General features: G+C 72.4%; 23 protein-coding genes. 10 read left to right on the top strand and 13 right to left on the bottom strand.

Features of this window, described 5'->3' with window-relative positions:
• Nucleotides 1-412: 412 nt before the first annotated feature.
• The gene (gene alc / locus M8J74_RS33970) at nt 413-1,528 is read right to left on the bottom strand and encodes an allantoicase (protein WP_249840123.1); all 1,116 of its coding nucleotides are present in this window, start codon (nt 1,526-1,528) and stop codon (nt 413-415) included.
• Between the two features lie 49 nt (nt 1,529-1,577).
• A complete protein-coding gene (gene allB / locus M8J74_RS33965) occupies nt 1,578-2,918 on the bottom strand; it encodes an allantoinase AllB (protein WP_249840122.1) in 1,341 nt (446 codons plus the stop codon).
• 272 nt (nt 2,919-3,190) lie between these two features.
• Between allB and M8J74_RS33960 the strand changes: the two genes are divergently transcribed.
• Complete coding sequence (locus M8J74_RS33960) at nt 3,191-3,982, top strand: IclR family transcriptional regulator (protein WP_058922241.1); 792 nt, start codon at nt 3,191-3,193, stop codon at nt 3,980-3,982.
• Between the two features lie 42 nt (nt 3,983-4,024).
• Here the strand turns inward: M8J74_RS33960 and M8J74_RS33955 are convergent, their stop codons facing one another.
• The gene (locus tag M8J74_RS33955) at nt 4,025-4,339 is read right to left on the bottom strand and encodes a DUF5955 family protein (RefSeq protein WP_249840121.1); all 315 of its coding nucleotides are present in this window, start codon (nt 4,337-4,339) and stop codon (nt 4,025-4,027) included.
• Nucleotides 4,340-4,530: 191 nt separating this feature from the next.
• Between M8J74_RS33955 and M8J74_RS33950 the strand changes: the two genes are divergently transcribed.
• Both M8J74_RS33950 and aceB read left to right on the top strand, forming a co-directional pair.
• Nucleotides 4,531-5,130, top strand: coding sequence for a nucleotidyltransferase family protein (locus M8J74_RS33950; protein WP_249840120.1), 600 nt, complete (start codon nt 4,531-4,533; stop codon nt 5,128-5,130).
• A 184-nt stretch (nt 5,131-5,314) separates the two neighbouring features.
• Entirely contained in the window at nt 5,315-6,940 is a 1,626-nt protein-coding gene (gene aceB / locus M8J74_RS33945; RefSeq protein ID WP_249840119.1) for a malate synthase A, read from the top strand.
• On the opposite strand, the gene M8J74_RS33940 is transcribed toward aceB, so the two are convergent.
• From M8J74_RS33940 to M8J74_RS33930, 3 genes are read right to left on the bottom strand one after another with little or no spacing between them, the layout of a single operon-like run.
• Nucleotides 6,930-7,223, bottom strand: coding sequence for an Rdx family protein (locus M8J74_RS33940; RefSeq protein WP_249840118.1), 294 nt, complete (start codon nt 7,221-7,223; stop codon nt 6,930-6,932). The two genes, aceB and M8J74_RS33940, sit on opposite strands and share 11 nt — an antisense overlap.
• Entirely contained in the window at nt 7,220-8,125 is a 906-nt protein-coding gene (locus tag M8J74_RS33935) for a HipA family kinase (protein ID WP_249840117.1), read from the bottom strand. The genes M8J74_RS33940 and M8J74_RS33935 overlap by 4 nt, the downstream gene beginning before the upstream one ends.
• Before the next feature lie 22 nt (nt 8,126-8,147).
• The gene (locus tag M8J74_RS33930) at nt 8,148-9,659 is read right to left on the bottom strand and encodes an IucA/IucC family protein (RefSeq protein WP_249840116.1); all 1,512 of its coding nucleotides are present in this window, start codon (nt 9,657-9,659) and stop codon (nt 8,148-8,150) included.
• A 94-nt stretch (nt 9,660-9,753) separates the two neighbouring features.
• On the opposite strand from M8J74_RS33930, the gene M8J74_RS33925 reads away from it, so the two are divergent.
• From M8J74_RS33925 to M8J74_RS33915, 3 genes are read left to right on the top strand one after another with little or no spacing between them, the layout of a single operon-like run.
• Complete coding sequence (locus tag M8J74_RS33925; protein WP_249840115.1) at nt 9,754-11,253, top strand: IucA/IucC family protein; 1,500 nt, start codon at nt 9,754-9,756, stop codon at nt 11,251-11,253.
• Between the two features lie 45 nt (nt 11,254-11,298).
• A complete protein-coding gene (locus M8J74_RS33920) occupies nt 11,299-12,564 on the top strand; it encodes a VWA domain-containing protein (RefSeq protein WP_249840114.1) in 1,266 nt (421 codons plus the stop codon).
• Nucleotides 12,564-13,373 carry a hypothetical protein gene (locus tag M8J74_RS33915; protein ID WP_249840113.1) on the top strand — a complete coding sequence of 270 codons (810 nt, stop codon included), beginning with the start codon at nt 12,564-12,566 and terminating at the stop codon, nt 13,371-13,373. Before M8J74_RS33920 ends, M8J74_RS33915 begins: the two co-directional genes overlap by 1 nt.
• A 72-nt stretch (nt 13,374-13,445) precedes the next feature.
• On the opposite strand, the gene M8J74_RS33910 is transcribed toward M8J74_RS33915, so the two are convergent.
• On the bottom strand, nt 13,446-14,072 hold the full coding sequence (locus M8J74_RS33910; protein ID WP_249840112.1) for a winged helix-turn-helix transcriptional regulator: 627 nt from the start codon (nt 14,070-14,072) through the stop codon (nt 13,446-13,448).
• 81 nt (nt 14,073-14,153) lie between these two features.
• On the opposite strand from M8J74_RS33910, the gene M8J74_RS33905 reads away from it, so the two are divergent.
• The 3 genes from M8J74_RS33905 to M8J74_RS33895 all read left to right on the top strand — a co-directional run bounded on the left by M8J74_RS33905 (nt 14,154) and on the right by M8J74_RS33895 (nt 16,573).
• Nucleotides 14,154-15,362, top strand: a complete 1,209-nt coding sequence (locus M8J74_RS33905) for a pyridoxal phosphate-dependent aminotransferase (protein WP_249840111.1) — start codon at nt 14,154-14,156, stop codon at nt 15,360-15,362.
• Between the two features lie 94 nt (nt 15,363-15,456).
• Nucleotides 15,457-16,086, top strand: coding sequence for a hypothetical protein (locus M8J74_RS33900; protein WP_058922252.1), 630 nt, complete (start codon nt 15,457-15,459; stop codon nt 16,084-16,086).
• Between the two features lie 64 nt (nt 16,087-16,150).
• A complete protein-coding gene (locus M8J74_RS33895) occupies nt 16,151-16,573 on the top strand; it encodes an acyl-CoA thioesterase (protein WP_249840110.1) in 423 nt (140 codons plus the stop codon).
• A gap of 1 nt (nt 16,574) precedes the next feature.
• Here M8J74_RS33895 and M8J74_RS33890 read toward each other — a convergent pair whose 3' ends face one another.
• On the bottom strand, nt 16,575-17,126 hold the full coding sequence (locus M8J74_RS33890) for a GNAT family N-acetyltransferase (RefSeq protein ID WP_249840109.1): 552 nt from the start codon (nt 17,124-17,126) through the stop codon (nt 16,575-16,577).
• Nucleotides 17,127-17,221: 95 nt separating this feature from the next.
• Between M8J74_RS33890 and M8J74_RS33885 the strand changes: the two genes are divergently transcribed.
• Nucleotides 17,222-17,836, top strand: coding sequence for a 3'-5' exonuclease (locus M8J74_RS33885; RefSeq protein ID WP_249840108.1), 615 nt, complete (start codon nt 17,222-17,224; stop codon nt 17,834-17,836).
• On the opposite strand, the gene M8J74_RS33880 is transcribed toward M8J74_RS33885, so the two are convergent.
• The 5 genes from M8J74_RS33880 to uraH all read right to left on the bottom strand — a co-directional run bounded on the left by M8J74_RS33880 (nt 17,790) and on the right by uraH (nt 22,858).
• Complete coding sequence (locus M8J74_RS33880) at nt 17,790-18,410, bottom strand: TMEM175 family protein (RefSeq protein WP_249840107.1); 621 nt, start codon at nt 18,408-18,410, stop codon at nt 17,790-17,792. The genes M8J74_RS33885 and M8J74_RS33880 overlap by 47 nt on opposite strands.
• Entirely contained in the window at nt 18,403-19,734 is a 1,332-nt protein-coding gene (locus M8J74_RS33875; protein WP_249840124.1) for a nucleobase:cation symporter-2 family protein, read from the bottom strand. Before M8J74_RS33875 ends, M8J74_RS33880 begins: the two co-directional genes overlap by 8 nt.
• A gap of 286 nt (nt 19,735-20,020) precedes the next feature.
• Nucleotides 20,021-21,400 (bottom strand): 8-oxoguanine deaminase, encoded by a 1,380-nt coding sequence (locus tag M8J74_RS33870; RefSeq protein WP_249840106.1) that lies wholly within the window; start codon nt 21,398-21,400, stop codon nt 20,021-20,023.
• Between the two features lie 110 nt (nt 21,401-21,510).
• Entirely contained in the window at nt 21,511-22,458 is a 948-nt protein-coding gene (gene pucL, locus M8J74_RS33865; RefSeq protein ID WP_249840105.1) for a factor-independent urate hydroxylase, read from the bottom strand.
• Between the two features lie 4 nt (nt 22,459-22,462).
• A complete protein-coding gene (gene uraH, locus M8J74_RS33860) occupies nt 22,463-22,858 on the bottom strand; it encodes a hydroxyisourate hydrolase (protein ID WP_249840104.1) in 396 nt (131 codons plus the stop codon).

Raw genomic sequence — 22,858 nt, 5'->3', positions numbered from 1 at the left:
CTCCGTTGCCCCGCCCACGGCGACCCCCGTCGCCCGCCACGCACAAGGCACCCGGAGCCGACGACCCGGCACGCCCCGGAAGGCCAGAGCCCCGCGCGGGGGCGCACCGGGATCTACCGGCCGGCGCGCCCAGGCAGCCGCTTCGGCCGCGGCGGCCCCGGACTGCTCCGTTGCCCCGCCCACGGCGACCCCCGTCGCCCGCCACGCACAAGGCGCCCGGAGCCGACGACCCGGCACGCCCCGGAAGGCCAGAGCCCCGCGCGGGGGCGCACCGGGATCTACCGGCCGGCGCGCCCAGGCAGCCGCTTCGGCCGCGGCGGCCCCGGACTGCTCCGTTGGCTCGCCCAGGGACGGCCGCTGTGGCCCCACACGCTCAAGGCGCCCCGCAGAGCTCGGGTGCCGCGCGTGTGGGTCAGCCGCCGAGTTCCTGGTGGCGGGCCGTCAGGCTTGCCGTGCCGGTGTCCGTGAGGGTGCCGTGCAGGCGCAGGCGGGAGATGCCGCCGTCGGGGAAGATGTCCACGCGCGCGTGCGTGGCGACGGCCGGGGCCGGCAGGACGAAGCGGTGGTCGGTGTCGGGCTGGAGGCGGGTGCGCGGGAGGATCTCGGTCCAGTCGCCGTCCTCGCCGTCGCGTACCGACACCGACGCCCAGCCCGCGCTGTTGCCCTTCAGGTAGGCCGTGTCGATCTCGATCGCGCGGATCTGCGACTGCGCGGCGAGCCGGTAGCGGATCCAGTCGTGGCCCCGGTCGCGGCGCCGGCGGGTCTCCCAGCCGTCGTCCATCTTGCGGGAGCGGCCCGGCCGGATGGTGTTGGTGGCCGGCGAGTAGAAGAGGTCGGAGGCGTCCTCGACCCGGCCGCCGTTCTCCAGGGCGACGACGTCGAACGCGCCGAGGGCCGCCAGCCACGCCGGGTCCGGTACGACCTCGCCGTACACGCGCAGTCGCGCGATGCCGCCGTCGGGGTGCTGGTTGACGCGCAGGTGCGTGAAGCGCTGTTCGACGGAGACGGCGAAGCCGTTCGCCGCGTGGCCGCCGACCGGGGTGCGCGGGACGAGGGTCGTCCATTTCACGTCGTCGCCGAGGAGTTCCTCCGGCGACGGGGAGCCGGGCACCGAGGTCCCCTCGACGGACACCGCCTGCGGGTAGTTGCCGCGGAAGTGGGCGGTGTCGACGACGATGCCGCGGACGACGCCGGGCGCGCCGAGGCGGACCAGCGCCCAGTCGTGGTCCTCGTCGGTGGGCCAGGGGTGCTCGGCGCTCGCGCCGCGCCGGCGGCGGGTCTCCCAGCCGTCCATGATCTTGCCCTTGTGCCCGAAGTGCTCCGGGTCGAACTCGGCCCGCTCGGGCACCAGGAGGTTCTCCCGCTCGGCGAAGAACTCGTCGTTGGCGGCGATGACACCGGCGCCGAGCCGCCGGTCGGCGAGGTCGGCGTACTGGGTGAAGGGGAAGTCGGCGGTGCGGTAGTCCGCGTACGGGTCACCGCCTCCGTAGGGGTTCGCGTCGCCGGTGAAACTCGGAATCGCCGTCACGGTGATCAAAGGTTCCTTTCGGGAGTGGGCCGCCGCGGGTGCGGGCGGATCAGGGGACACGGGTCAGCAGGCGGCCCTTCGGGTCGGTGAACTGGCCGTCGGCGACGATGCGTTCGCCGCGCAGCCAGGTCGACTTCACGACGCCGTACAGGGTCTTGCCGGCGTACGCGGTGACACGGTTGCGGTGCTGGAGGGCCGCCGGGTCCACGGTGAAGGTCTCGTCGGGTGCGAGGACCGCGAAGTCGGCGTCGTGGCCGGGCGCGATGGCGCCCTTGCGGGTGTCCAGGCCGACCAGTCGGGCCGTCCGGGACGACATCCAGCGGACCACGTCCTGCAGGGTGTGGCCGCGCTCCCGGGCCGCCGTCCAGACGGCCGGGAGGCTCAGCTGGAGGCCGGAGATGCCGCCCCAGGCGGTGGCGAAGTCGCCGGTCTTCAGGTCGGCCGTGGACGGGGAGTGGTCGGTGACCACGCAGTCGATCGTGCCGTCGGCCAGCGCCTGCCACAGCAGGTCCTGGTTGGCGGACTCCCGGATGGGCGGGCAGCACTTGAACTCGCTGGCGCCGTCCGGGACTTCCTCGGCGGTGAGGGTGAGGTAGTGGGGGCAGGTCTCGACGGTGACGCGGACGCCGTCCGCCTTCGCGGCGGCGATCAGCGGCAGCGCGTCGCTGGAGGACAGGTGCAGCACGTGCACGCGCGCGTCGAGGCGTCTGGCCTGGTCGATCAGCTGGGCGATGGCCGTGTCCTCGGCGTCGCGCGGCCGGGAGGCGAGGAAGTCGGCGTAGCGGGGACCGCCCTGCTGCGGGGCGGCGTCCAGGTGGTGCGGGTCCTCGGCGTGCACGATCAGCAGCCCGCCGAAGGAGGCGATCTCGGCCAGCGACCGGGCGAGCCCGTCCTGGTCGAGGTGCGGGAACTCGTCCACGCCGGACGGGGACAGGAACGCCTTGAAGCCGAAGACGCCGGCCTCGTGCAGCGGGCGCAGGTCCTTGACGTTGTCGGGCAGGGCGCCGCCCCAGAAGCCGACGTCGATGTGCGCCTTGTCGGCGGCGACCGCCTGCTTGGTGCGCAGGTGGTCGACGGTCGTGGTCGGCGGGAGGGAGTTGAGCGGCATGTCGACGAGGGTGGTGATGCCGCCGGCCGCCGCCGCGCGGGTGGCGGTCCAGAAGCCCTCCCACTCGGTGCGGCCGGGGTCGTTGACGTGCACGTGGGTGTCGACCAGGCCGGGCAGCAGGGCGTGGTCGCCGACGTCCTCCAGGCGCGCACCGGCGGGCACGTCGGCGTCGTACGGCAGGACGGCCGTGATCGTGCCGTCGGCGACCGCGACCGAGGCGGCACGCGTCCCCTCGGGCGTGATGACGCGTGTCGAGCGCAGCACCAGTTCTGTGTCGGACACCCGGACCCCTCTCTGCCGCCGCCGTCACGCCCCGGAAACGGGATTTACTTCCACGTAACGGAATTCAACTTTCTGTTGAAGGAGTCTTCACTCCCGCCCCGGCGCCGTCAAGGGCACACTTCCCGGGAGAGCCGCCGACGCCTGCAGTCTGGACGTTTCCACAAAGCGGAATTAGAATTCCAGCAAGCAGAACGTAGCTACGTACGAGCGGGGAGTCAACCGGCTGCCGGGTAGGCTTTGGCCCCTTCCGCCAGTCCCGAAAGGAACGCGCCGTGCCGACGTCCAGCGCCAGCACCACCGACTCCGCCAAGTCCAACGGTGGCGGGGTCCAGTCCCTCGAGCGCGCCTTCGACCTGCTCGAGCGGATGGCCGACGCGGGCGGCGAGGTCGGTCTGAGCGAGCTGTCCGCGAGCAGCGGGCTGCCGCTGCCCACCATCCACCGCCTGATGCGCACCCTCGTGGCCTGCGGGTACGTCCGCCAGCAGCCCAACCGCCGGTACGCGCTCGGCCCCCGTCTGATCCGTCTCGGCGAGTCGGCCTCCCGCCTGCTGGGCACCTGGGCGCGCCCCTACCTGGCCCGCCTGGTCGAGGAGACCGGCGAGACGGCGAACATGGCGCTGCTCGACGGCGACGAGATCGTCTACGTCGCCCAGGTGCCCTCGAAGCACTCGATGCGCATGTTCACCGAGGTCGGCCGCAGGGTGCTGCCGCACTCCACGGGTGTCGGCAAGGCACTGCTGGCGAACACCCCGGACGACGAGGTCCGCGCCCTGCTCGCGCGCACCGGCATGCCGGCCGCGACCGAGAAGACGATCACCACGCCGGAGGGCTTTCTCGCGGCCCTGGCGGACGTACGGCGCCAGGGGTACGCGATCGACGACAACGAACAGGAGGTCGGGGTGCGCTGCCTCGCGGTGTCCGTGCCCGACTCCCCCACCTCCGCGGCGATCTCCATCTCCGGCCCGGCGGGCCGGGTGACGGAGGCGGCGACGGAGCGCATCGTGCCGGTGCTGCAGCAGGTGGCGGTGGAGCTGTCGGAGGCACTGGCGAGCACCGGGGGCTGATCCGGCCCGAGGGGCCCTCGGCGAACGGGAGGTGACGTCCCGTCACCGCCGGGGCGGCTCCCCGAACAGTTCCACCGCGTGGCGCACCTCCGACAGACCGCCCGAGAGCGCGCTGACCGACCCGATGGCGCCGGCGATCAGCAGCAACGAGCGGCGGAGCCGCGGGATCTCGGGGGCGCCGTCGATCGTCATGGCGGCGAGCGCGGCGAGTTCGTCCTCGGCGATGCCGCGGTCGGGGAACTCGACCGGGTGCGCGGCGAGTTGGCGGCGCAGCCGGGACACGGCGGAGCGCAGTCCCGCCACCCTCGGATCCTCACCGCTGCCCGTCACAGGTCTCTGCCCCAAGCTCCGCAACACAGCTCTCCCCCTCGCACGCCCCTGTGCGCCGTCGTGTGATGGTGCTCCCGCCGAGCGGTCCCGTGGCACTGGTCGGGCGCCGGGGGACGCGGGTCAGTAAACGCCACCCGATGCGGGGCGCGCCACAGTGCGGACCGAAATTCAGCCCCTGGAAACCGGGCACTCGCTCGTGCGTCAGGTATGCAGGACGCATGACGGAGAAAGAGCGCGAACCGGCCGGGCTGCTCCTCGCCGCCGGGGGCGGCCGACGCCTCGGCGGGCGGCCCAAGGCGCTGCTGGAACACCGCGGACGGCCACTCGTCGAGTACGCGGTCGGCGTGCTGCGCGCGGCCGGCTGCGCCCGCGTCCACGTGGTCCTCGGGGCGCGGGCCGACGAGGTGCGCCGGCGGGCGGAGCTGGGCGGATGCGTGGTCGTGGAGAACCCGGCGTGGGAGGAGGGCATGGGGTCCTCGCTGCGGGCCGGGCTGGACTCGCTCGCCGGGACGGGCGCCCGGGCCGCCCTCGTCTCGCTCGTCGACCAGCCGGGGATCGGCGTGGAGGCGGTGCGGCGGGTACTCGCCGCCTACGAGGACGACGGCTCGCTCGCGTCGGCCGCGTACGACGGGGTGCGCGGGCATCCGGTCCTGCTGGGTTCCGCCCACTGGGCCGGGATCGCCGAGAGCGCGAGCGGGGATCGCGGTGCCCGCGCCTACCTCCGGGCCCATCGGGAGGCGATCAGGCTCGTCGAGTGCGGGGACGTGGCACGGCCGTACGACATCGACACGGAGGCCGATCTGATCCACCTTGAGTGAGCGGGGTGGCACGCGGAGCCACCTTCCCTCGACCCGGAGAATCTCGACATCAACAAACCATTGAAGTTCCACGATGAGGAAACTAGTATCCACTGTTCAGAAGCGCCCTGCTGCTCCCGGGGTGTTGCTCGCCGTACCCGGAACGACTGGCACCCGGTGCCACCGCTGAAGGAAGTGACAGCTCATGTCCACACCAGCGCCGTCCCCGCTGGCCATCGTCGACGCCGAGCCCCTGCCCCGGCAGGAGGAGGTCCTCACCGAGGCGGCGCTCGCCTTCGTGGCCGAGCTGCACCGGCGGTTCACGCCGCGCCGTGACGAACTCCTCGCCCGCCGCGCCGAGCGCCGCGCCGAGATCGCCCGCACCTCCACCCTGGATTTCCTCCCGGAGACCGCCGCGATCCGCGCCGACGACTCCTGGAAGGTCGCCCCCTGCCCCGCGGCCCTGGAAGACCGCCGCGTGGAGATCACCGGTCCCACCGACCGCAAGATGACCATCAACGCCCTGAACTCGGGCGCCAGGATCTGGCTCGCCGACTTCGAGGACGCCTCCGCGCCGACCTGGGAGAACGTCGTCCTCGGGCAGATCAACCTGGCCGACGCCTACACGCGGAACATCGACTTCACCGACGAGACGTCCGGCAAGTCGTACGCCCTGCGCCCGAACGAGGAGCTGGCGACGGTCGTCATGCGCCCGCGCGGCTGGCACCTGAACGAGCGTCACCTCGTCGACGCCGACGGCAACCAGGTCCCCGGCGCCTTCGTCGACTTCGGCCTGTACCTCTTCCACAACGCCCAGCGGCTGCTCGACCTCGGCAAGGGCCCCTACTTCTACCTCCCGAAGACCGAGTCGCACCTCGAAGCCCGCCTGTGGAACGAGGTGTTCGTCTTCGCGCAGGACTACCTCGGCATCCCCCAGGGCACCATCCGCGCCACCGTCCTGATCGAGACGATCACGGCGGCGTACGAGATGGAGGAGATCCTCTACGAACTCCGCGACCACGCCTCGGGGTTGAACGCCGGCCGCTGGGACTACCTGTTCTCCATCGTCAAGAACTTCCGTGACGGGGGAGCCAAGTTCGTCCTGCCGGACCGCAACGCGGTCACGATGACGGCCCCGTTCATGCGGGCGTACACCGAACTCCTCGTGCGCACCTGCCACAAGCGCGGCGCGCACGCCATCGGCGGCATGGCGGCCTTCATCCCCTCGCGCCGGGACGCCGAGGTGAACAAGGTGGCCTTCGAGAAGGTCCGCGCCGACAAGGACCGCGAGGCCAACGACGGGTTCGACGGCTCCTGGGTCGCGCACCCCGACCTGGTCCCGATCGCCATGGAGTCCTTCGACAAGGTCCTCGGCGACCGGCCGAACCAGAAGGACCGGCTGCGCGAGGACGTGCACGTCGAGGCGGCCGACCTGATCGCCGTCGACTCCCTCGACGCCAGGCCGACGTATGCCGGTCTGGTCAACGCCGTCCAGGTGGGCATCCGTTACATCGAGGCGTGGCTGCGCGGTCTCGGCGCGGTGGCCATCTTCAACCTGATGGAGGACGCGGCCACCGCCGAGATCTCCCGCTCGCAGATCTGGCAGTGGATCAACGCGGGCGTCGAGTTCGAGAACGGCGAGAAGGCCACCCCGGAGCTGGCCCGCAAGGTCGCCGCCGAGGAACTGGACGCCATCCGCGGCGAGATCGGCGAGGAGGCCTTCGCGGCCGGCCACTGGCAGCAGGCCCACGACCTGCTGCTGACGGTCTCCCTCGACGAGGACTACGCCGACTTCCTCACCCTGCCGGCGTACGAGCAGCTCAAGGGCTGACGTCCTCCTGCGGGACCGCGTCCGAGTGGCCCAGGGGCTTCCCCGGGGCCACTCGGTCGCGTACGGCCCGCTTCACCGCCGTCGGCTCGGGAAAGCCCTGCTCGCGGCGGTCCCAGACGACCTCGTCGTCCACGCGCACGACGAACACCCCGCCCTTGCCCGGCCGCAGCGCCAGCTCGGTCAGCTCCGCCTCGAACGTCGTCAGCAGTTCCTGCGCCAGCCAGGCGGCACGCGGCAGCCAGCGGCACTGGGTGCAGTACTCGATCTCGACGCGGCCACTCATCCGAGGTGCACCGACCAATCCTGTTCGGCCGCGGGCTTGCCGTGCAGGTCGGGGACCTGCCTGAGCCACGCGGGGCGTCCTTGCTGGTTCTTCGCCGCCCGCCGGGCCTCCTCGGCGGCCAGTTCCTCCCGGCTCGGGAAGTCCGTCGGCAGCCACTGCGCCGAGGCCCGCACCCGCGCGTGCAGGTAGCTCACGTAGGCCTCGCGGGCCTCGGCGGGCGAGGCGTGGTCGGTGAGCCAGGCGTCGGGGACCTCCGCGACGACCCGGCGCAGCAGTTCCCCGGTCACCCTGGGCGCGAGCTCGGCGTCGGCGGCGCGCACGTCCGGGCCGTAGTGGCCGAGGGCGTGGTGGCGGAAGTCGTAGGCCTTGGCGGGGTCGGTGCCGTCCCAGCGGTGGTGGAAGACGAGGGCGGCGCCGTGGTCGATGAGCCACAGCCGCGGGGGCACGGTGCCGAGGGTCGGCCAGACCATGAGGTTGGAGCTGTGGACCGTGCGGTCGACGTTGACGGTCAGGGCGTCCAGCCAGACGATCCGGCCCGCCTCCAGGGGGTCCACCGGGAAGACCTTCGCGAGGTCCGGGGTGAAGTCCTTGGCGCCCGGCAGGTAGTCCATGCCGAGGTTGAGGCCGCTGCTCGCGGCATGCAGGTCGCGGACCTCCTGGTGCGGCTCGCCGTCGGCGATCGCCGGGTCGAAGTGCACCAGGACCAGCTCGGGGAAGCGCAGCCCGAGCGCGCGGGCCAGCTCGCCGACGATGACCTCGGCGACGAGCGCCTTGCGGCCCTGCGCGGAGCCGGTGAACTTCACGACGTAGGTGCCCAGGTCGTCGGCCTCGACGACTCCGGGCACGGAGCCGCCGGACCGCAGCGGGGTCACGTATCGAACAGCAGTCACGTCGCGCAGCACACCGGCCAGGGTATGTCAGCGCTCACCCGGCCAGCGGATTCGGCAGCGGCAGATAGCGGGCGTCCGCGCCGTCCGCGCCCATCCAGCGCAGCAGCAGGTTCGTCTTGCCGGGCAGGGTGGGTGCGGTGAGCAGGCCGGTGACCTCGGGGAGGTCGTGGCGGGAGAACTCGCGGCGGGCGGCGGGCCAGGGGTCGAGGCCGGGGCGGCGTTCGGCCAGGGCGCCCGCGACCTCGGTGAGGTGGTTGACGACCAGGCAGTACACCAGGCGCTCCCAGCCCGCCGCCCGGGACACCTCCGGCAGCAGCTTGACGCCCTCCGCGTCCCGGAACAGGGCCTGCACCGGAGTGCCGACGGCGTCCACGGCGACCAGCGTGTTCTGCAGATGGGCCTCCAGGACCACGCCGTGCTCGGCGAAGGCGGTCAGCGCCGGGGGCACGACGGCCCTCAGATACGCCTCCCACCAGGCCGCCGGGTCCTCGGCCGAGTCCAGCGGGCTGCCCTCGAAGCCCTCCACCAGGCCGGCGGCGAGCAGCGGGGTCGCGCCGGGCAGCACGTGCCCGCGCAGTCCGTCGCGGACCAGGACGGCGAGTTCCTCGAAGGCGAATCCCGCGGTGCGGTAGCCGCGGTCGCTCAGCCAGGCGGCCGGGCCGCCCATCGCGGCGAACGCGGCCGTGACGGCCCTGTCGGTCCGGCGCAGTCTCAGCAGGTCGTGGCGCCACAGCCGGCGGATGTCGTTGGTGATGCGGACGTCGAGGCTGAACTTCAGGAACAGGTCGTGCGCGGGGGCGTACAGCGTGCGGATCGCGGCCGTCGGCCAGGCGTCGAAGGCGGTCGTGCCCAGCCGGACCAGGCGGCCGTCGGCGAAGGCGGGCGCGAGGTCGACCAGGTCCAGCTGCCAGGGGTGGGCCGGCAGCAGCCGGTAGCCGGGCGGCGCCTCGCCGAGCGCGTCCAGCGCGGAGGTGTCGCCCTCCTCGACGACCGTGTCCTCGCGCACGCCGAGCAGGACCAGCGGGAAGCGGGCGTGCGCCTCGGGGGCGTACGGCAGCCACCCGGCGACCGGACCGCCGCCGCGCGCCTTGGGCGCCGGGTGGTACGGGTGGCCGGTGATCAGGGACTGCTCGGAGCGCAGGTACGGGTCCTCGGGCGCCGTGGCCCGGGCGCGGGCGGCGAGCAGCGCGGCCACGGCGTCCCGGCTGTCGATCATCTCGGCCGGCAGTTCGTGGTTGGACAGGCCGGTGTGCCGGCGCAGCTCCTCGCCGACGAGCTTGACGAGCTCGGTGTGGCCGACGCGGTGCCAGTGCCCGGCCGCGAACACCTCGGGAGCGGCCGGACGCCGCTCGCCGCGCACCCGCAGCAGGCGGCCGGTGCCGGGCAGCCGGTACGTGCGCGGTGCGCGGGCGTCCGGGGACGGTGTGCCGGACACGGGCTCCGCCACCTCGCGCAGCAGACAGTTGAGGAGCGGCACGGCCGCGTACGCGTCGGCGCGGTCGGCGTCGTCGCCGGCATGAGGGGGGATGAGATCCACGCGATCCACTCGTTCCCTGAAGACCCGTTCGGGAGAAGATGATCAGTATGTACGCCGTCGCGACCTGTCCGTGACGCCCTGTCCGTACCCGAGGAGCACGCCCGTGGACCGTCCCCGACCCGCGGAGACCGAGGTCGCCGACGAGCTGGCCGTCGTACGTCCCGGCCTGCTGTCACGGTACGCGGCCGAGCTGGCGGGTGCCCGGGCGGCCGTGCTGACCCGGCTGTGGCGAGCGCTCGCGTACGAGCCGCTGCCCTGGGTCGCGGGGCGGGAGCCCGGCCGGGAGGGCCTCACCCTGCGCCTGGCCGACGGCCGCCGGCTGCACGGCCCGGCCGCGGACCCGTACGCGACGGACGCGTACGTCGATGTCGTACGACTGGACGGCACGGCGTACGACGATCCGGCGCGGCTGATGACGGACCTGGCCGTGCCGCACGGCGGCGGCTTCGCGGCCGAGCTGGGGCACAGCGTGGCCTCGACGGCGCTGTCACGGGCCGACCGGGCGCCGCTCACGGACGCGTGGCCGGCGACCGACTGGGAGTGGGAGCAGCGAGTCGTGGACGGGCATCCGTACCACCCCAACTGCCGTTCCCGGCCCGGGTTCTCGGTCGCCGAACAGCTGGCGTACGGGCCCGAGCACCGGCCGGTGGTGCGGCTGGGGACGGTCGCGGTGCGCCCGGAGGAGAGCCTGGTGACGGGGGTGTGGCCGGACGAACTGCGGGACGCGGGGCGGCTGTTGCTGCCGGTGCATCCGTGGCAGGCGGCGCACGTGCTGAAGCGGAGCTGCGAGGACGGGTTCGCCGCGCACCCGCTGATGTCCTTGCGGACGCTCGCCGTGCCGGACGGGCCGCACGTCAAGACCGCGCTCAGCGCCCGGCTGACGTCCTCCGTGCGGGACATCTCCGTCTACTCGGTGGGCATGTCGGCGACGCTGTCGGCGTTCGGGGAGTCGCTGGCGGCCCGTTCGGACGGCTTGTTGCACGTCACCCGGACGCTGGGCGCGGCGACGGCCGACTCGCCCGACCTCGCCGCCGTGCTGCGCGAATCGCCGAGCACATACGCGGCGACGGACCGGGGCGAGCGGGTGGTGCCGGTGGCCGCGCTGGCCACCACCGCGCTGCCGTCGTCGCCGTCCTGGCTCGCAGAGTTCACCCGCCTCGCCCTCACCGTCGGCCTGCGTCTGCTGGAGATCGGCGTGGCCCTGGAGGCGCACGGCCAGAACCTGCTGGTCGTCCTCTCCGCCACGGGCGCCCCGCTGCGGCTGGTCTACCGCGACCTCGCCGACATTCGCGTCAGCCCGGCACGGCTCGCCCGGCACGGCGTCCCGGTTCCGGAGCTGACCGGACGGATCGTCACGGACGACGAAACCGCCCTCAGGCGCAAGCTGTTCGGCTCCCTGGTGGCGGGCGCGCTCGCCGGTACGGCGGGTTCGGCGGCGGCGCTGGGGGCGGCGCTGGAGACCGCCGTACGGGATCTGCCGCGCACGCCGGACCTCGTGGCCCTGCTCGAAGAGCCGCTGCCGACCAAGGCGTTGACGCTGATGCGGATGTCGCCGGGAACGCCCGGGGACCAGTGGACCGTGCTGCCCAACCCCCTGCGCTGACCGGTCGTTTTGGATCACGGCCCACCTGATCAATAGGATCCGCCGATGATCAGAACACAACGGCTGGCGGCGGGAGTGTGCGCCCTGCTCGCCACCCTGGCGGCCGGGCTCGCCTTCCCGGCCGCGGCGGAGGCCGGCGAACCCACGAGCGGGGCGAACGCGAAGGTCGACCTCGTCCTCGACGTCAGCGGCTCCATGCGGACCCGGGACATCGACGGCGGCACCCGGATGGCGGCGGCGAAGCAGGCGTTCAACGAGGTCCTCGACGCCACGCCCGAGGACGTGCAGCTCGGCATCCGCACGCTCGGCGCGAACTACGCGGGCAACGACCGGCAGACGGGCTGCAAGGACACCGCACAGCTGTACCCGGTCAGCACGCTGGACCGCACCGAGGCCAAGACGGCGGTGGCGACGCTCTCGCCGACCGGGTGGACGCCGATCGGCCCGGCGCTGCTGAAGGCCGCGAGCGACCTCGCCGACGGGGACGGCTCCAAGCGGATCGTGCTGATCACCGACGGCGAGGACACGTGCGCCCCGCTCGACCCGTGCGAGGTGGCCCGCGAGATAGCCGCCAAGGGCATCGGCATGACCATCGACACGCTCGGCCTGGTCCCGAACACCAAGCTGAACAAGCAGCTCAGCTGTATCGCGGAGGCGACCGGGGGCACGTACACCTCGGTCGAGCACACCGACGAACTCACCGACAAGGTCAACCAGTTGGTGGACCGCGCCGCCGACCCGGTGGTGACGCCGGTGGCGACCGAGGGCGCCACGCAGTGCACGAGCGCGCCGACGCTGAAGTCGGGTCTGTTCACCGACCGCGAGGAGTTCGGGCAGCAGCGCTGGTACAAGGTGGACGTCGACCCGGGCAAGGAGCTGCGCGCCTCGGTCAGCGTGGCGGCGGACCGGGCCGTGAGCCCGTCCTACGGCGTGCTGCTGCGGGCGGTCACGGTGCACGGCCGGGAGATCGTGCGCGGCGAGTCGGCGGGCAACGGCCGCACCGACGTGATCTCGACGGGGCTGCGCTACCCGAAGGCGGAGAGCGACGCGGACGACGCTCCCGCGGAGACGGTGTGCCTTCAGGTGACCAACTCCTTCTCCCCGGCCTCGCGCGTGAAGACCACGCCCGGTATGCCGCTGGAGCTGACGGTGGACGTCGTCGACGGCCCCTCGAAGGCGAGCGACGTGGCGTCGTTCGGTCTCGGGCGCGGCTGGTGGCTGCTGGGTGTGCTGGTGCTGGTCGGTTTCGTCGCCGGTCTGCTGTGGGGCTGGCTGTCGCGCTGGCGGGTCGCGGTCTGGAGGACCAACTGATGCGGATCACACGGATGCTGGGCGCGGCGGCGCTGCTGTTCGGGCTGACGGTCACCCCGGCCGTCGCGGACTCCTCGCCCTCCCCGAGCGCCTCGGGCGACGACTCGGCGCCGACGTCGGCGGGCACGTCGTTCCGTACGGCGGCCGAGGTCGACCAGGGGCAGGAGGCCACCGCGAGCGCCTCCACGGGCGACTACCTGTACTGGTCGTTCCCCGCGGACGCCGGTCAACGGCCCACGGTGCGGGCGACGGTGAAGCTGCCCGCCTCGCACGCGGCCCAGACCTGGCAGGTCGACGTCTACGACGGCCTGCGCCGCCGCCAGTCCTGCCAGTACGGCGCGCAGACCCGCACCGCCGAACAGGGCTCCACGACCGTCGAGTTGGCCTGTGTGCTGCGCACGGTCCGGGCCTGGTCGGAGCCGTGGGCCGACGACCCGCTGCCGGGCACCTACTACATCCGGCTGACGGCCCTGAACCTGACGACGGCCGACCTGGGCCAGCCGGTGAAGGCGTCCGTGCGGGTCGGCTCCAAGGACATCGGCGGCGCGGCGGCGGTGGACGGCTCGCTGGCGCAGCCGCTGGTGCCGGGCATCGCCGTGTCGTCGAAGTCCGGCTCCGAGGACGGTGACACGTCGAAGGCGGCGGTGCTGTCCAGCATCGAGCCCGACGGCGGCTGGACGTCCGGCTGGTGGTCGGACCGCTGGGTGTGGACCGGCATCGGCGCGGTGCTGGCCGCGCTCGCCGGGATCGGCGGCTACGCACTGACCCGCGGATCGGGCCGGCCCACCCGGGTGCCGCCCGCGGCCTGACGGCCCGTCGAGGAGCCCGCCGTACGTCCGGTACGGCGGGCTCTTCTCATGCGTCCCGCGCGGACTGGGCTCTCATGCGTCCCGCAGGGACTTGGCGAGCGTGCCGTCGCCGGTGACCGTGACGCGCCCGTCCCGCACCGCGTCGGCCAGGCTCACCTCCCCGCGCCCGAGGGCGGCACACGTGTGGGCGTCCAGGACGAGCCGCGCGTCCGGCTCACCGGGGGCGGGCCCGTCGCCGTACACCGGGCCGTCCTGGGCGCCGACGAAGAGGTGGAAGTCGCCCTCCTCCAGGCCGACTTCGACGAGTCCTTCGCCCTCCAGCGCCCGCAGCAGGGGCAGCGCGAACCAGTGGGCGCGCAGGGCGTCCGTGGGCCGCCGCTCCCCCAGCTCCTCCTGCCCCCACACGCTGAGCGCCTGCAGCACGGGCAGCAACTCCCGGCCGCGCGGGGTGAGTTCGTAGACGTAGGCGGCGCCGGGCGGCGGCAGCCGGCGCCTGGTCGTCAGCCCGTCGCGCTCCATGTCCTTCAGCCGTGAGGCGAGTACGTCCGTGCTGACGCCGGGCAGGTCCGCGTGCAGGTCGGTGTAGCGGCGGGGTCCGGCCAGCAGCTCCCGGACGATCAGCAGGGTCCAGCGGTCGCCGACGGCATCGAGCGCGCGGGCGGCGGAACAGTACTGGTCGTAGCTTCGGCGTCGTGACATGCGACGCAGTCTAGACATGTCATTGGACTTTCCAAGCACCCACTTGGTAAAACCAAGCACCACCAGATACCGGAGGGACGCATGGAGTTCCGGCAGTCGAACAAGCTCAGCGAGGTCTGTTACGAGATCCGCGGCCCGGTGATCGAGCACGCCAACGCCCTGGAGGAGGCGGGCCACAGCGTGCTGCGCCTGAACACCGGCAACCCCGCGGTGTTCGGCTTCGAGGCGCCGGAGGAGATCCTCCAGGACATGATCCGGATGCTCCCCCAGGCACACGGCTACACCGACTCGCGCGGCATCCTCTCCGCCCGCCGGGCGGTCGCCCAGCGCTACCAGACCCTGGGCCTGGAGGTCGACGTCGACGACGTCTTCCTCGGCAACGGCGTCTCCGAGCTGGTGTCGATGGCCGTGCAGGCGCTGGTCGAGGACGGCGACGAGATCCTCATCCCCGCCCCGGACTTCCCCCTCTGGACGGCGGTCACCACCCTCGCCGGCGGCAAGGCGGTGCACTACCTCTGCGACGAGCAGTCCGACTGGAACCCGGACCTGGCCGACATGGCGTCGAAGATCACGGACCGCACCAAGGCCGTGGTCATCATCAACCCCAACAACCCCACCGGCGCGGTCTACCCCAAGGAGGTCGTCGAGGGCATCCTCGACCTCGCCCGGCGGCACGGCCTGATGGTCTTCGCCGACGAGATCTACGACCAGATCCTCTACGACGACGCCGTCCACCACTCCGCCGCGGCCCTCGCCCCCGACCTCGTCGTCCTGACCTTCTGCGGCCTGTCGAAGACCTACCGGGTGGCCGGCTTCCGCTCGGGCTGGCTGGTGGTGACCGGCCCGAAGCAGCACGCGAAGAACTACCTGGAGGGCCTGACCATGCTGGCCTCCATGCGCCTGTGCGCCAACGCGCCCGCCCAGTACGCCATCCAGGCCGCGCTCGGCGGCCGCCAGTCCATCCGCGACCTGACCACGCCCGGCGGCCGCCTCTACGAACAGCGCGACGTGGCCTGGGAGAAGCTCAACGAGATCCCCGGGGTGTCCTGCGTGAAGCCCAAGGGCGCGCTGTACGCGTTCCCCCGCATCGACCCCAAGGTGCACAAGATCCACGACGACGAGAAGTTCGTCCTGGACCTGCTGCTCCGCGAGAAGATCCAGGTGGTGCAGGGCACGGGCTTCAACTGGCCCGCCCCCGACCACTTCCGCATCCTCACCCTGCCCCACGCCGACGACCTGGAGGCGGCCATCGGCCGGATCGGGCGGTTCCTCAGCGGGTACCGGCAGTAGCGGCACCACGCCCCTGGGCGGGCCGGTTGTCAGACCCGCGTCGTAGCCTTCGAAGCAGGTGGGAGCAGGGGCCCGAGGCCGGGAGGAGGACGCCGTGACACGACCGCCGACCGCCGCGCAGCGGCGTGTCATCGACGCCGCCGATCCCGTCACCGGGCGGCTGCGGGGTACGGAGGCGCAGCTGGCGGCGCTGGTGAAGCGGGGGCTGGCCTTCCGGCACCCGCGGCCGCCGCACGACCACTTCCTGACGCCGGCCGGGCACCGGATACGCGACGCCGAGGAGCCGGCCGCCCCGGCGGAGCCCGAGACCGCCGCGGCTGGGGGTGGGTTCGCCGCGCGGGTCGGTGGCGAGGAGGAGGCGCCGCAGACCGGCCCGGCCCGCGTCCGCGAGGTGCACAGCGCCTGGCAGGGGCTGCTGGAGCTGCGCCGGATGACCAACCGGGACGGCGCCACGGACCGGCCCTGCGACTGGGAGCGCACGCATCTGGTGCAGGCGGCCGCGCTGGCCCTTGAGGCGGCGGGGCACCGTCCGGCCGGGGCGGGCCCGGAGGGCTACCGGGTGCGCGCGACACCGCAGCCGGAGGCGGTCGCCGTCCATGAGCCGGCCGAGGAGGCCCGGCGGGCCTGCGCGGCGACGCTGGAGCGGGCGGGCTGGCAGGTCGGCGAGTACGCGGAGCCGCGCACAGGCAGACGGTATCTCCTGGCCTCCCCGCGCCGCGCGTGATGAGCATGCCAAGATCAGGTGTTCGTCACATCCGGCACGAGAGTCAGTACGCGAAGGGAACGCAGTGAGCGAGCCGTTTTCCGTCCCGGTGACCGTCCGCGGATACGAGACAGACGCCCTGGGCCACCTCAACCAGAGCGTGTACCTGCAGTACGCGGAGCACGCCCGGTGGTCCATCCTCCAGGCCGCCGGGGTGGGCCCCGCCGAACTGCTCGCCAAGGGCGTCGGGCCGGTGGTCCTGCGGACGACCGTCGACTACGTGCGCGAACTGCGCGCGGGCGACGAGGTGTCGGTGTCGTGCGGCTTCGAGTGGGGCGAGGGCAAGACGTTCCAGGTCGCGCAGACCATCACCAAGGCGGACGGCACGGTCTCCGCCGAACTGCGCTCCGTCGGCGGCCTGCTGGACCTGGAGGAGCGCCGGCTGGTCGCCGACCCACGGGGATACTTCCGCGCGCTGACGAACAGGCCGGAGCTGTTCGGCCTCTGATCTACGCAGACCGGGTCCGCACGTGCACATGCCCGTCCCGGGGGAAGGCGGGCGGTGCGGCGGGCAGCAGCCCGGTGAGTTCGTAGCGGCACTTCCGCGCGACCGCGCAGGACGCCGTGTTGTCGGTCTGGTGCACGAGTTCCAGGCGGGCGAGTCCGTCGTCGGCGAACTCGGCGAAGGCCCAGTCCGTCAGCGCCTCCAGGGCCCGCGGCGCGATCCCACGGCCGCGGGCGCGGGCGGCGGTCCAGTAGCCGACCTCCGCCGAGGCGGCGCCGGGGGCGGCGCGTTTGAGGACCACATGGCCGACGGGCGCGCCTTCCTCCACGACGGCGAAGGCGAGCCGCTCGCCCGTCTCCCAGCCGCGCCGCTGCTCCGTCACCCAGCCCGCCGCAGCCCTCTCGTCCTCGACGGCGAAAGTCGTCCAGCGCCGCAGGGCGTCGTCGCCCCGCAGGCCGAGCAGCGCGGGGGCGTCGCCCGCCTCCCAGGGGCGCAGCGCGAGTGCCGGAGCCGAGGGAGTGGCGGGCGCCGTCAGCCGTGCGGTGATCCTCTCCATGCGGGGACCCTACGACGGCCCGCCCGGGGCGCGGGGCGCCAAGGGGCCGAAACGGGGATGCGGCCGGCCGTGTTCACCTGCGATGATCCGCGGTCATGTCCGCACGCCGCGTGAAGCCCAGCCGCTACCTCTCCGTCGACATCGAGGCCGACGGCCCCATCCCGGGGCCGTACTCGATGCTGAGCCTCGGTGCCGCGGTCGCCGGGACGCAGGATGCCGACGGCTTCACCGCCGCCGATCCCGAGGAGTGGACCTTCTACCGCGAACTGCGGCCGATCAGCGAGGAGTTCGTGCCGGAGGCGCTCGCCGTCAGCGGACTCGACCGGGAGCGGCTGAGGACCGAGGGAGCCGAACCGGCCGTCGCCCTCGCCGAGTTCGCCGACTGGGTGCGCGAGGTCTGTGCCGGGGCGCAGCCCGTGATGTGCGGCTACCCGGCCCCGTACGACTGGACGTTCCTGTACTGGTACCTGATCCGGTTCACCGGCGCGAGTCCCTTCGGGCACTCGGGCTGCCTGGACATGAAGACGCTGTACGCGACGAAGGCCGGGCTGCCGCTGCGGGCGGTCGCCAAGGGGACGATGCCCCGGCATCTGCTCTCGCGCCGGCGGCACACGCACCACGCCCTGGACGACGCGATCGAGCAGGCCGAGCTGCTGGCCAACCTCATGAACTGGCCGGGTCCGGCCGGGTCGGCACCGGCAGCTGGTTGAAGGCGTAGTACAGGGCGAGCAGGCCGTGCGCGGCCAGGGTGAGCGGCGCCGAGACGAAGGCGAGACCCACCGTGACCGGGTAGCCGAGGGAGCCGAGGGCGAAGCGGGCCCGGGTGGCACGGGCCGCCTCGACGTCGACGCGGTCGTCGAAGAGGTGCCCGGTGCGCGTCAGATGCCACCACAGGGCCTGGAAGGCGAGCGCCATCGCCACCATGACGAGGCTGTAGACGGCCGCGGCGACGTGCGAGGGCGCGTCCTCGCGCAGGTACCGCGCGAGCATCGCGGTCGGCCAGGGCACCGCGGCCACCACCATCAGCACGAGCAGGTTCAGGAACATCAGCCTGCGGTCGACGCGGGCGACGTAGCTGAACAGCTGATGGTGGTTGATCCACATGATGCCGATCACCAGGAAGCTCACCACGTAGGCGGCGTAGGACGGCCACTGCGCGCCGAGGGCGTGCCACAGGTCGCCGTCCTCACCGACCTCCGGGACCTTGATCTCCAGGATGAGCAGGGTGATGGCGATGGCGAAGACGCCGTCGCTGAAGGCCTCGACGCGGCCGGACTCATTCATGGGGGACAGCGTGCACCATCGCGGGCGCCTCCATCGGGTGGGTCACCTCCTGTGCGTCACGGCCCTTGCCGAGGTGGTTGAAGACCAGGTTCAGCGCCACCGCGGCCACGCAGCCCGTCGAGATGCCCGAGTCCAGTACGATCCGCGCCGTCTCGGGGAAGGCGTGGTAGAACTCCGGCGCGGTGATCGGGATGATGCCGACGGCGAGCGAGACGGCGACGATCAGGACGTTGTTGTCCTTGTCCAGGCCCGCCTTGACCAGGGTCTGGATGCCGCTGGCGGCGACCGACCCGAAGAGGACCACGCCCGCCCCGCCGAGCACCGGGCGCGGTACGACGGCGATGAGCGAGGCGGCCATCGGGCACAGCCCCATCAGGACCAGGAAGCCTCCGCCGGCGGCGACGACGTAGCGGCTGCGGATGCGGGTCATGGCGACCAGGCCGATGTTCTGGGCGAAGGCGCTGCACATGAAGCCGTTGAACAGGGGGCTGAGGGCCGAGCCGAGGGTGTCGGCGCGCAGGCCGGCGGCGATCGTCCGCTCGTCGGCGGGGCGTTCGACGATCTCGCCGAGCGCCAGCATGTCGGCGGTCGACTCGGTCATCGACACCACCATCACCACGCACAGGGACAGGATCGCGGCGAGGTGGAACTGCGGTGCGCCGAAGTGGAACGGCGTCGGGAAGCCGATGACGTCCGCGTCCGCCACCGGGCCGAAGTCCGTGACGCCGAAGGGGATCGCGACCAGGGTGCCCGCGACCATGCCGAGCAGGACGGCGATCTGCTTGACGAAGCCGCGGGTGAAGCGGCGCAGCAGCAGTACGAGCAGGAGGGTCACGGCGGCCAGGGTCAGGTACTTGGCCGAACCGTAGTCCTCGGCACCGGGGTTGGGTCCCTGTGCCCAGCCGAAGGCGACCGGCAGCAGGGAGACGCCTATCAGCGTGATGACGGTGCCGGTGACGACGGGAGGGAAGAAGCGGACCGCCTTGCAGAAGACGGGGGCGGCCAGGAATCCGAGGAGTCCGGCGACGATCACCGCGCCGTAGATGATGGGCAGGGCGTCGGTCTTGTCCTTGGTGGAGGCGACGACCGCCGTCATGGGGGCCACCCCGGCGAAGGTGACGCCGTTGACGAAGGGCAGCCGGGCGCCGATCTTCCACACGCCCAGGGTCTGCAGGAAGGTGGCGAGGCCGGCGGTGAACAGGCAGGCGCCGGTGAGGAAGGTGAGGTCGGTGGCGGAGAGGCCGATGGCCGCGCCGACGATCAGGGGCGGGGCGACGACTCCCGCGTACATGGCGGCCACATGCTGCAGACCGGTGGTCGCCATCTTCAGGGCGGGGAGTTTCTCGTCGACGGGGTGGGTCCCCTCGACAGGGCAGGTGGCGGACACGGGCGGCTCCTCCGGGCGGGTAACACGTCGGCTCCGACGTGGGTTTCATGGAGGTGGTGCGCGGTCGTGCGGGACCGGGTGACGGTGACCGTTCCGGGGCGCACGCGTCCACGCGCGCCCCGGAGCCGGCCGCCGCGGACCCGCTGGGTCCACGGCCACCGGCCGAGGGCCGTCCCCCTCGACCGGAGATCTTCGGCTGGTTCGGCCCGGCCTTTCGGCCGGCTCAGCCCTGCGCGGCGATCCGCGCCAGGCGCTGGGCCTGCTCGCGGGTGGAGCGGGCGATCGCGTCCTCGTCGACGTGCAGCAGGCGGCCGTCCTCGACGATCTGCCGGCCGCCCACGAAGGAGGCGGTCACGGGGGCCGCCGCGCCGAAGACCAGCGCGGTGACCGGGTCGGCGATGGAGGCGTGGGCGAGGGTGTCCATCCGCCACAGCACCAGGTCCGCCAGCTTGCCGGGTTCCAGCGAGCCGGTCTCCGTCGCCCGGCCCAGTACCTGGGCGCCGCCGTAGGTGCCGAGGCGCAGGGCCTGGCGGGCGTTGAGCGCGGCCTCGCGGTGGGCGCCGAGGCGGTTGATGAGCAGGGCGTTGCGCAGTTCGGTGTGCAGCTCGCCGGACTCGTTGGAGGCGGTGCCGTCGACGCCGAGACCGACCGGGACGCCGGCCGCCAGCATGTCCGGGACGCGGGCGATGCCGGCCGCGAGACGGGCGTTGGAGGAGGGACAGTGGGCGACACCGGTCCTGGTGCGGGCGAAGGCGGCGATGTCGGAGTCGTTCATGTGGACGCAGTGCGCCATCCACACGTCCTCGCCGAGCCAGCCGGTGGACTCGAAGTAGTCGGTCGGGCCCATGCCGAACAGCTCGTGGCAGAACTTCTCCTCCTCGACCGTCTCCGAGCCGTGGGTGTGCAGCCGCACCCCGAGCCGGCGGGCCAACTCGGCTCCCTCACGCAGGAGTTCGGTGGAGACGGAGAAGGGCGAGCAGGGGGCCACCGCCACCTGGGTCATCGCGTCGAAGGAGGAGTCGTGGTGCTCCTTGACGGTGGCCTCGGTGGCGGCCAGGGCGCCTTCGAGGGTCTCGACGGCGAAGTCCGGGGGCAGGCCGCCGTCCTTCTCGCTGCGGTCCATGGAGCCGCGGGCGAGGGTGAAGCGGACGCCCGTCTCGCGGGCGGCGCGGATGATGGCGCCGGACAGGTCGCCGGAGCCCCTGGGGAAGACGTAGTGGTGGTCCATGGCGGTGGTGACGCCGCCGCGGGCCATCATCGCGAGCGAGCCCTGGGCGGCCGAGTAGCACATCTCCTCGTCGATGCGCGCCCACGTCGGGTAGAGGGCGACGAGCCAGTCGAAGAGGTTGTGGTCGGTGGCCAGGCCCCGGGTGATCCACTGGTAGAAGTGGTGGTGGGTGTTGACCAGCCCGGGGGTGACCAGGTGCCCGGTGGCGTCGATACGGCGTACGACGTTCTCGAGGCCCTCGGGGGCCCTGCCCGCGCCGAGCGTCTCGACGCGGTTGCCGGCGATGACGACGTGACCGCTCGCGTACTCGGTGTCGTGCGCGTCGACGGTCGCGATCGCACAGTTCTCGATGACGATGCGCCGGTCTGCTGCCATGGTTCGTCCTTTGCGCTTCGGTGGAGAGGGCACGGCAGGACCCCGGGGTATTTGAGTGCCGCGGCCGGTTCGAGGACCTCACCGGCCGCGGGTGCCGCATGGTGCAGTTCTTACAGGTTCGTCAGGTCCACGGGGATCTTCGGCTCGCAGCCGTCCCGCAGGACGGTCGCCTCGATCAGCCCGTAGGGGCGGTCGGCGGCGAAGTAGACCTCGTTGTCGTTCTTCAGCCCGAAGGGCTCCAGGTCGACGAGGAAGTGGTGCTTGTTCGGCAGCGAGAAGCGGACCTCGTCGATCTCGCCGCGGTGGTTGATGATCCGCGAGCCCATCTGGTACAGCGTCTGCTGCAGCGACAGGGAGTAGGTCTCGGCGAAGGCCTGGAGCATGTGCTTCCTGGTCTGCTCGTAGGACTTCTCCCAGTGGGGCATCTTCTGCTCGTCGTCGGTCCAGTTGAACCGCCAGCGCGCCGAGACCGAGGTGGCCAGGATGCGGTCGTAGGCCTCCTGGAGCGTCGTGTACTTGTCCTTGACGTAGCCCCAGAACTCGGAGTTGGTCGAGTTCATCACCGTCAGGTCCTTCAGCCCGGATATGACCTCCCACGACGAGCCGTCGTAGGTGATCTGCGTGACCCGCGTCTCCTGGCCCTTCCTGACGAAGGAGTGCTTGACCTCGTCGGCGCCGATGAACTGCGAGTTGGCGTCGGAGGCCTCGATGCGCTCCCAGGCGTACTCCTCGATGCGGATGCGGGCGCGGTGGATGGGCGCCTGCGAGGTGACGAAGTGCCGGGCGAGGTGGATGCCGAACTGCTCGGCGGACTCGATGCCGTGCTCCTTGGCGAACGCGAACACCGTGTTCTTGGTGGTGTCGGTCGGCAGGACGTTGGCGTTGGAACCGGAGTAGTGGACCTCCTCCATGTCGCCGGAGAGGGCGACGGAGACGTTGAGGTCCTTGATGTGGTGGGTGGCGCCCTCCCGCGTGATCTTCACGACTCGGTTCTCGGCCTTGCCGTACTGGTTCTGTCCCAGCATCACAGGGCGGGCAGGGCGGGAATTGACGGTCATTTAGCTAGCTCCCTCGGTAAACGGAGTAGCCGAACGGGTTGAGCAGCAGCGGTACGTGGTAGTGCTCGCCCGGCACGACGGCGAACGTGATCGCCACCTCCGGGAAGAACACGCCGGCTCCGCTGTCCCGATTCGCGGGGGCGTCCTGCTGCGCATCGGCTTGCTTCTTCTCGAAGTACGGCTCCACGGCGAAGTCGAGCCGTACGTGGGTGGTCCCCTCCGGCAGCGCCGGCAGGTCCTTGCACCGGCCGTCCGCGTCGGTCGCCGAGCCGCCGAGGTCCCGCCATTCCGCCTCGCGCCCGCCGCGGGCGCTGAGCCGGACGGCGACCGCCTCGGCGGGGCGGCCGGCGCTGGTGTCCAGGATGTGGGTGGACACGGAAGCGGTGGTGCTGGTGCTCAT

Origin of the sequence: Streptomyces panaciradicis (assembly GCF_023516615.1) — a bacterium.
Taxonomy (GTDB): domain Bacteria; phylum Actinomycetota; class Actinomycetes; order Streptomycetales; family Streptomycetaceae; genus Streptomyces; species Streptomyces panaciradicis.
This window is presented reverse-complemented; position numbering and strand designations above follow the sequence as displayed.

What these genes read in the sequence shown, in the direction of transcription:
- M8J74_RS33880 (WP_249840107.1), bottom strand. Translation starts at nt 18,410, where the DNA reads ATGAATGAGTCCGGCCGCGTCGAGGCCTTCAGCGACGGCGTCTTCGCC.
- M8J74_RS33905 (WP_249840111.1), top strand. Translation starts at nt 14,154, where the DNA reads ATGGAGTTCCGGCAGTCGAACAAGCTCAGCGAGGTCTGTTACGAGATC.
- uraH (WP_249840104.1), bottom strand. Translation starts at nt 22,858, where the DNA reads ATGAGCACCAGCACCACCGCTTCCGTGTCCACCCACATCCTGGACACC.
- M8J74_RS33940 (WP_249840118.1), bottom strand. Translation starts at nt 7,223, where the DNA reads ATGAGTGGCCGCGTCGAGATCGAGTACTGCACCCAGTGCCGCTGGCTG.
- pucL (WP_249840105.1), bottom strand. Translation starts at nt 22,458, where the DNA reads ATGACCGTCAATTCCCGCCCTGCCCGCCCTGTGATGCTGGGACAGAAC.
- aceB (WP_249840119.1), top strand. Translation starts at nt 5,315, where the DNA reads ATGTCCACACCAGCGCCGTCCCCGCTGGCCATCGTCGACGCCGAGCCC.
- M8J74_RS33870 (WP_249840106.1), bottom strand. Translation starts at nt 21,400, where the DNA reads ATGGCAGCAGACCGGCGCATCGTCATCGAGAACTGTGCGATCGCGACC.
- M8J74_RS33885 (WP_249840108.1), top strand. Translation starts at nt 17,222, where the DNA reads ATGTCCGCACGCCGCGTGAAGCCCAGCCGCTACCTCTCCGTCGACATC.
- M8J74_RS33950 (WP_249840120.1), top strand. Translation starts at nt 4,531, where the DNA reads ATGACGGAGAAAGAGCGCGAACCGGCCGGGCTGCTCCTCGCCGCCGGG.
- M8J74_RS33915 (WP_249840113.1), top strand. Translation starts at nt 12,564, where the DNA reads ATGCGGATCACACGGATGCTGGGCGCGGCGGCGCTGCTGTTCGGGCTG.
- M8J74_RS33875 (WP_249840124.1), bottom strand. Translation starts at nt 19,734, where the DNA reads ATGGCGACCACCGGTCTGCAGCATGTGGCCGCCATGTACGCGGGAGTC.
- M8J74_RS33910 (WP_249840112.1), bottom strand. Translation starts at nt 14,072, where the DNA reads ATGTCACGACGCCGAAGCTACGACCAGTACTGTTCCGCCGCCCGCGCG.
- M8J74_RS33920 (WP_249840114.1), top strand. Translation starts at nt 11,299, where the DNA reads ATGATCAGAACACAACGGCTGGCGGCGGGAGTGTGCGCCCTGCTCGCC.
- M8J74_RS33890 (WP_249840109.1), bottom strand. Translation starts at nt 17,126, where the DNA reads ATGGAGAGGATCACCGCACGGCTGACGGCGCCCGCCACTCCCTCGGCT.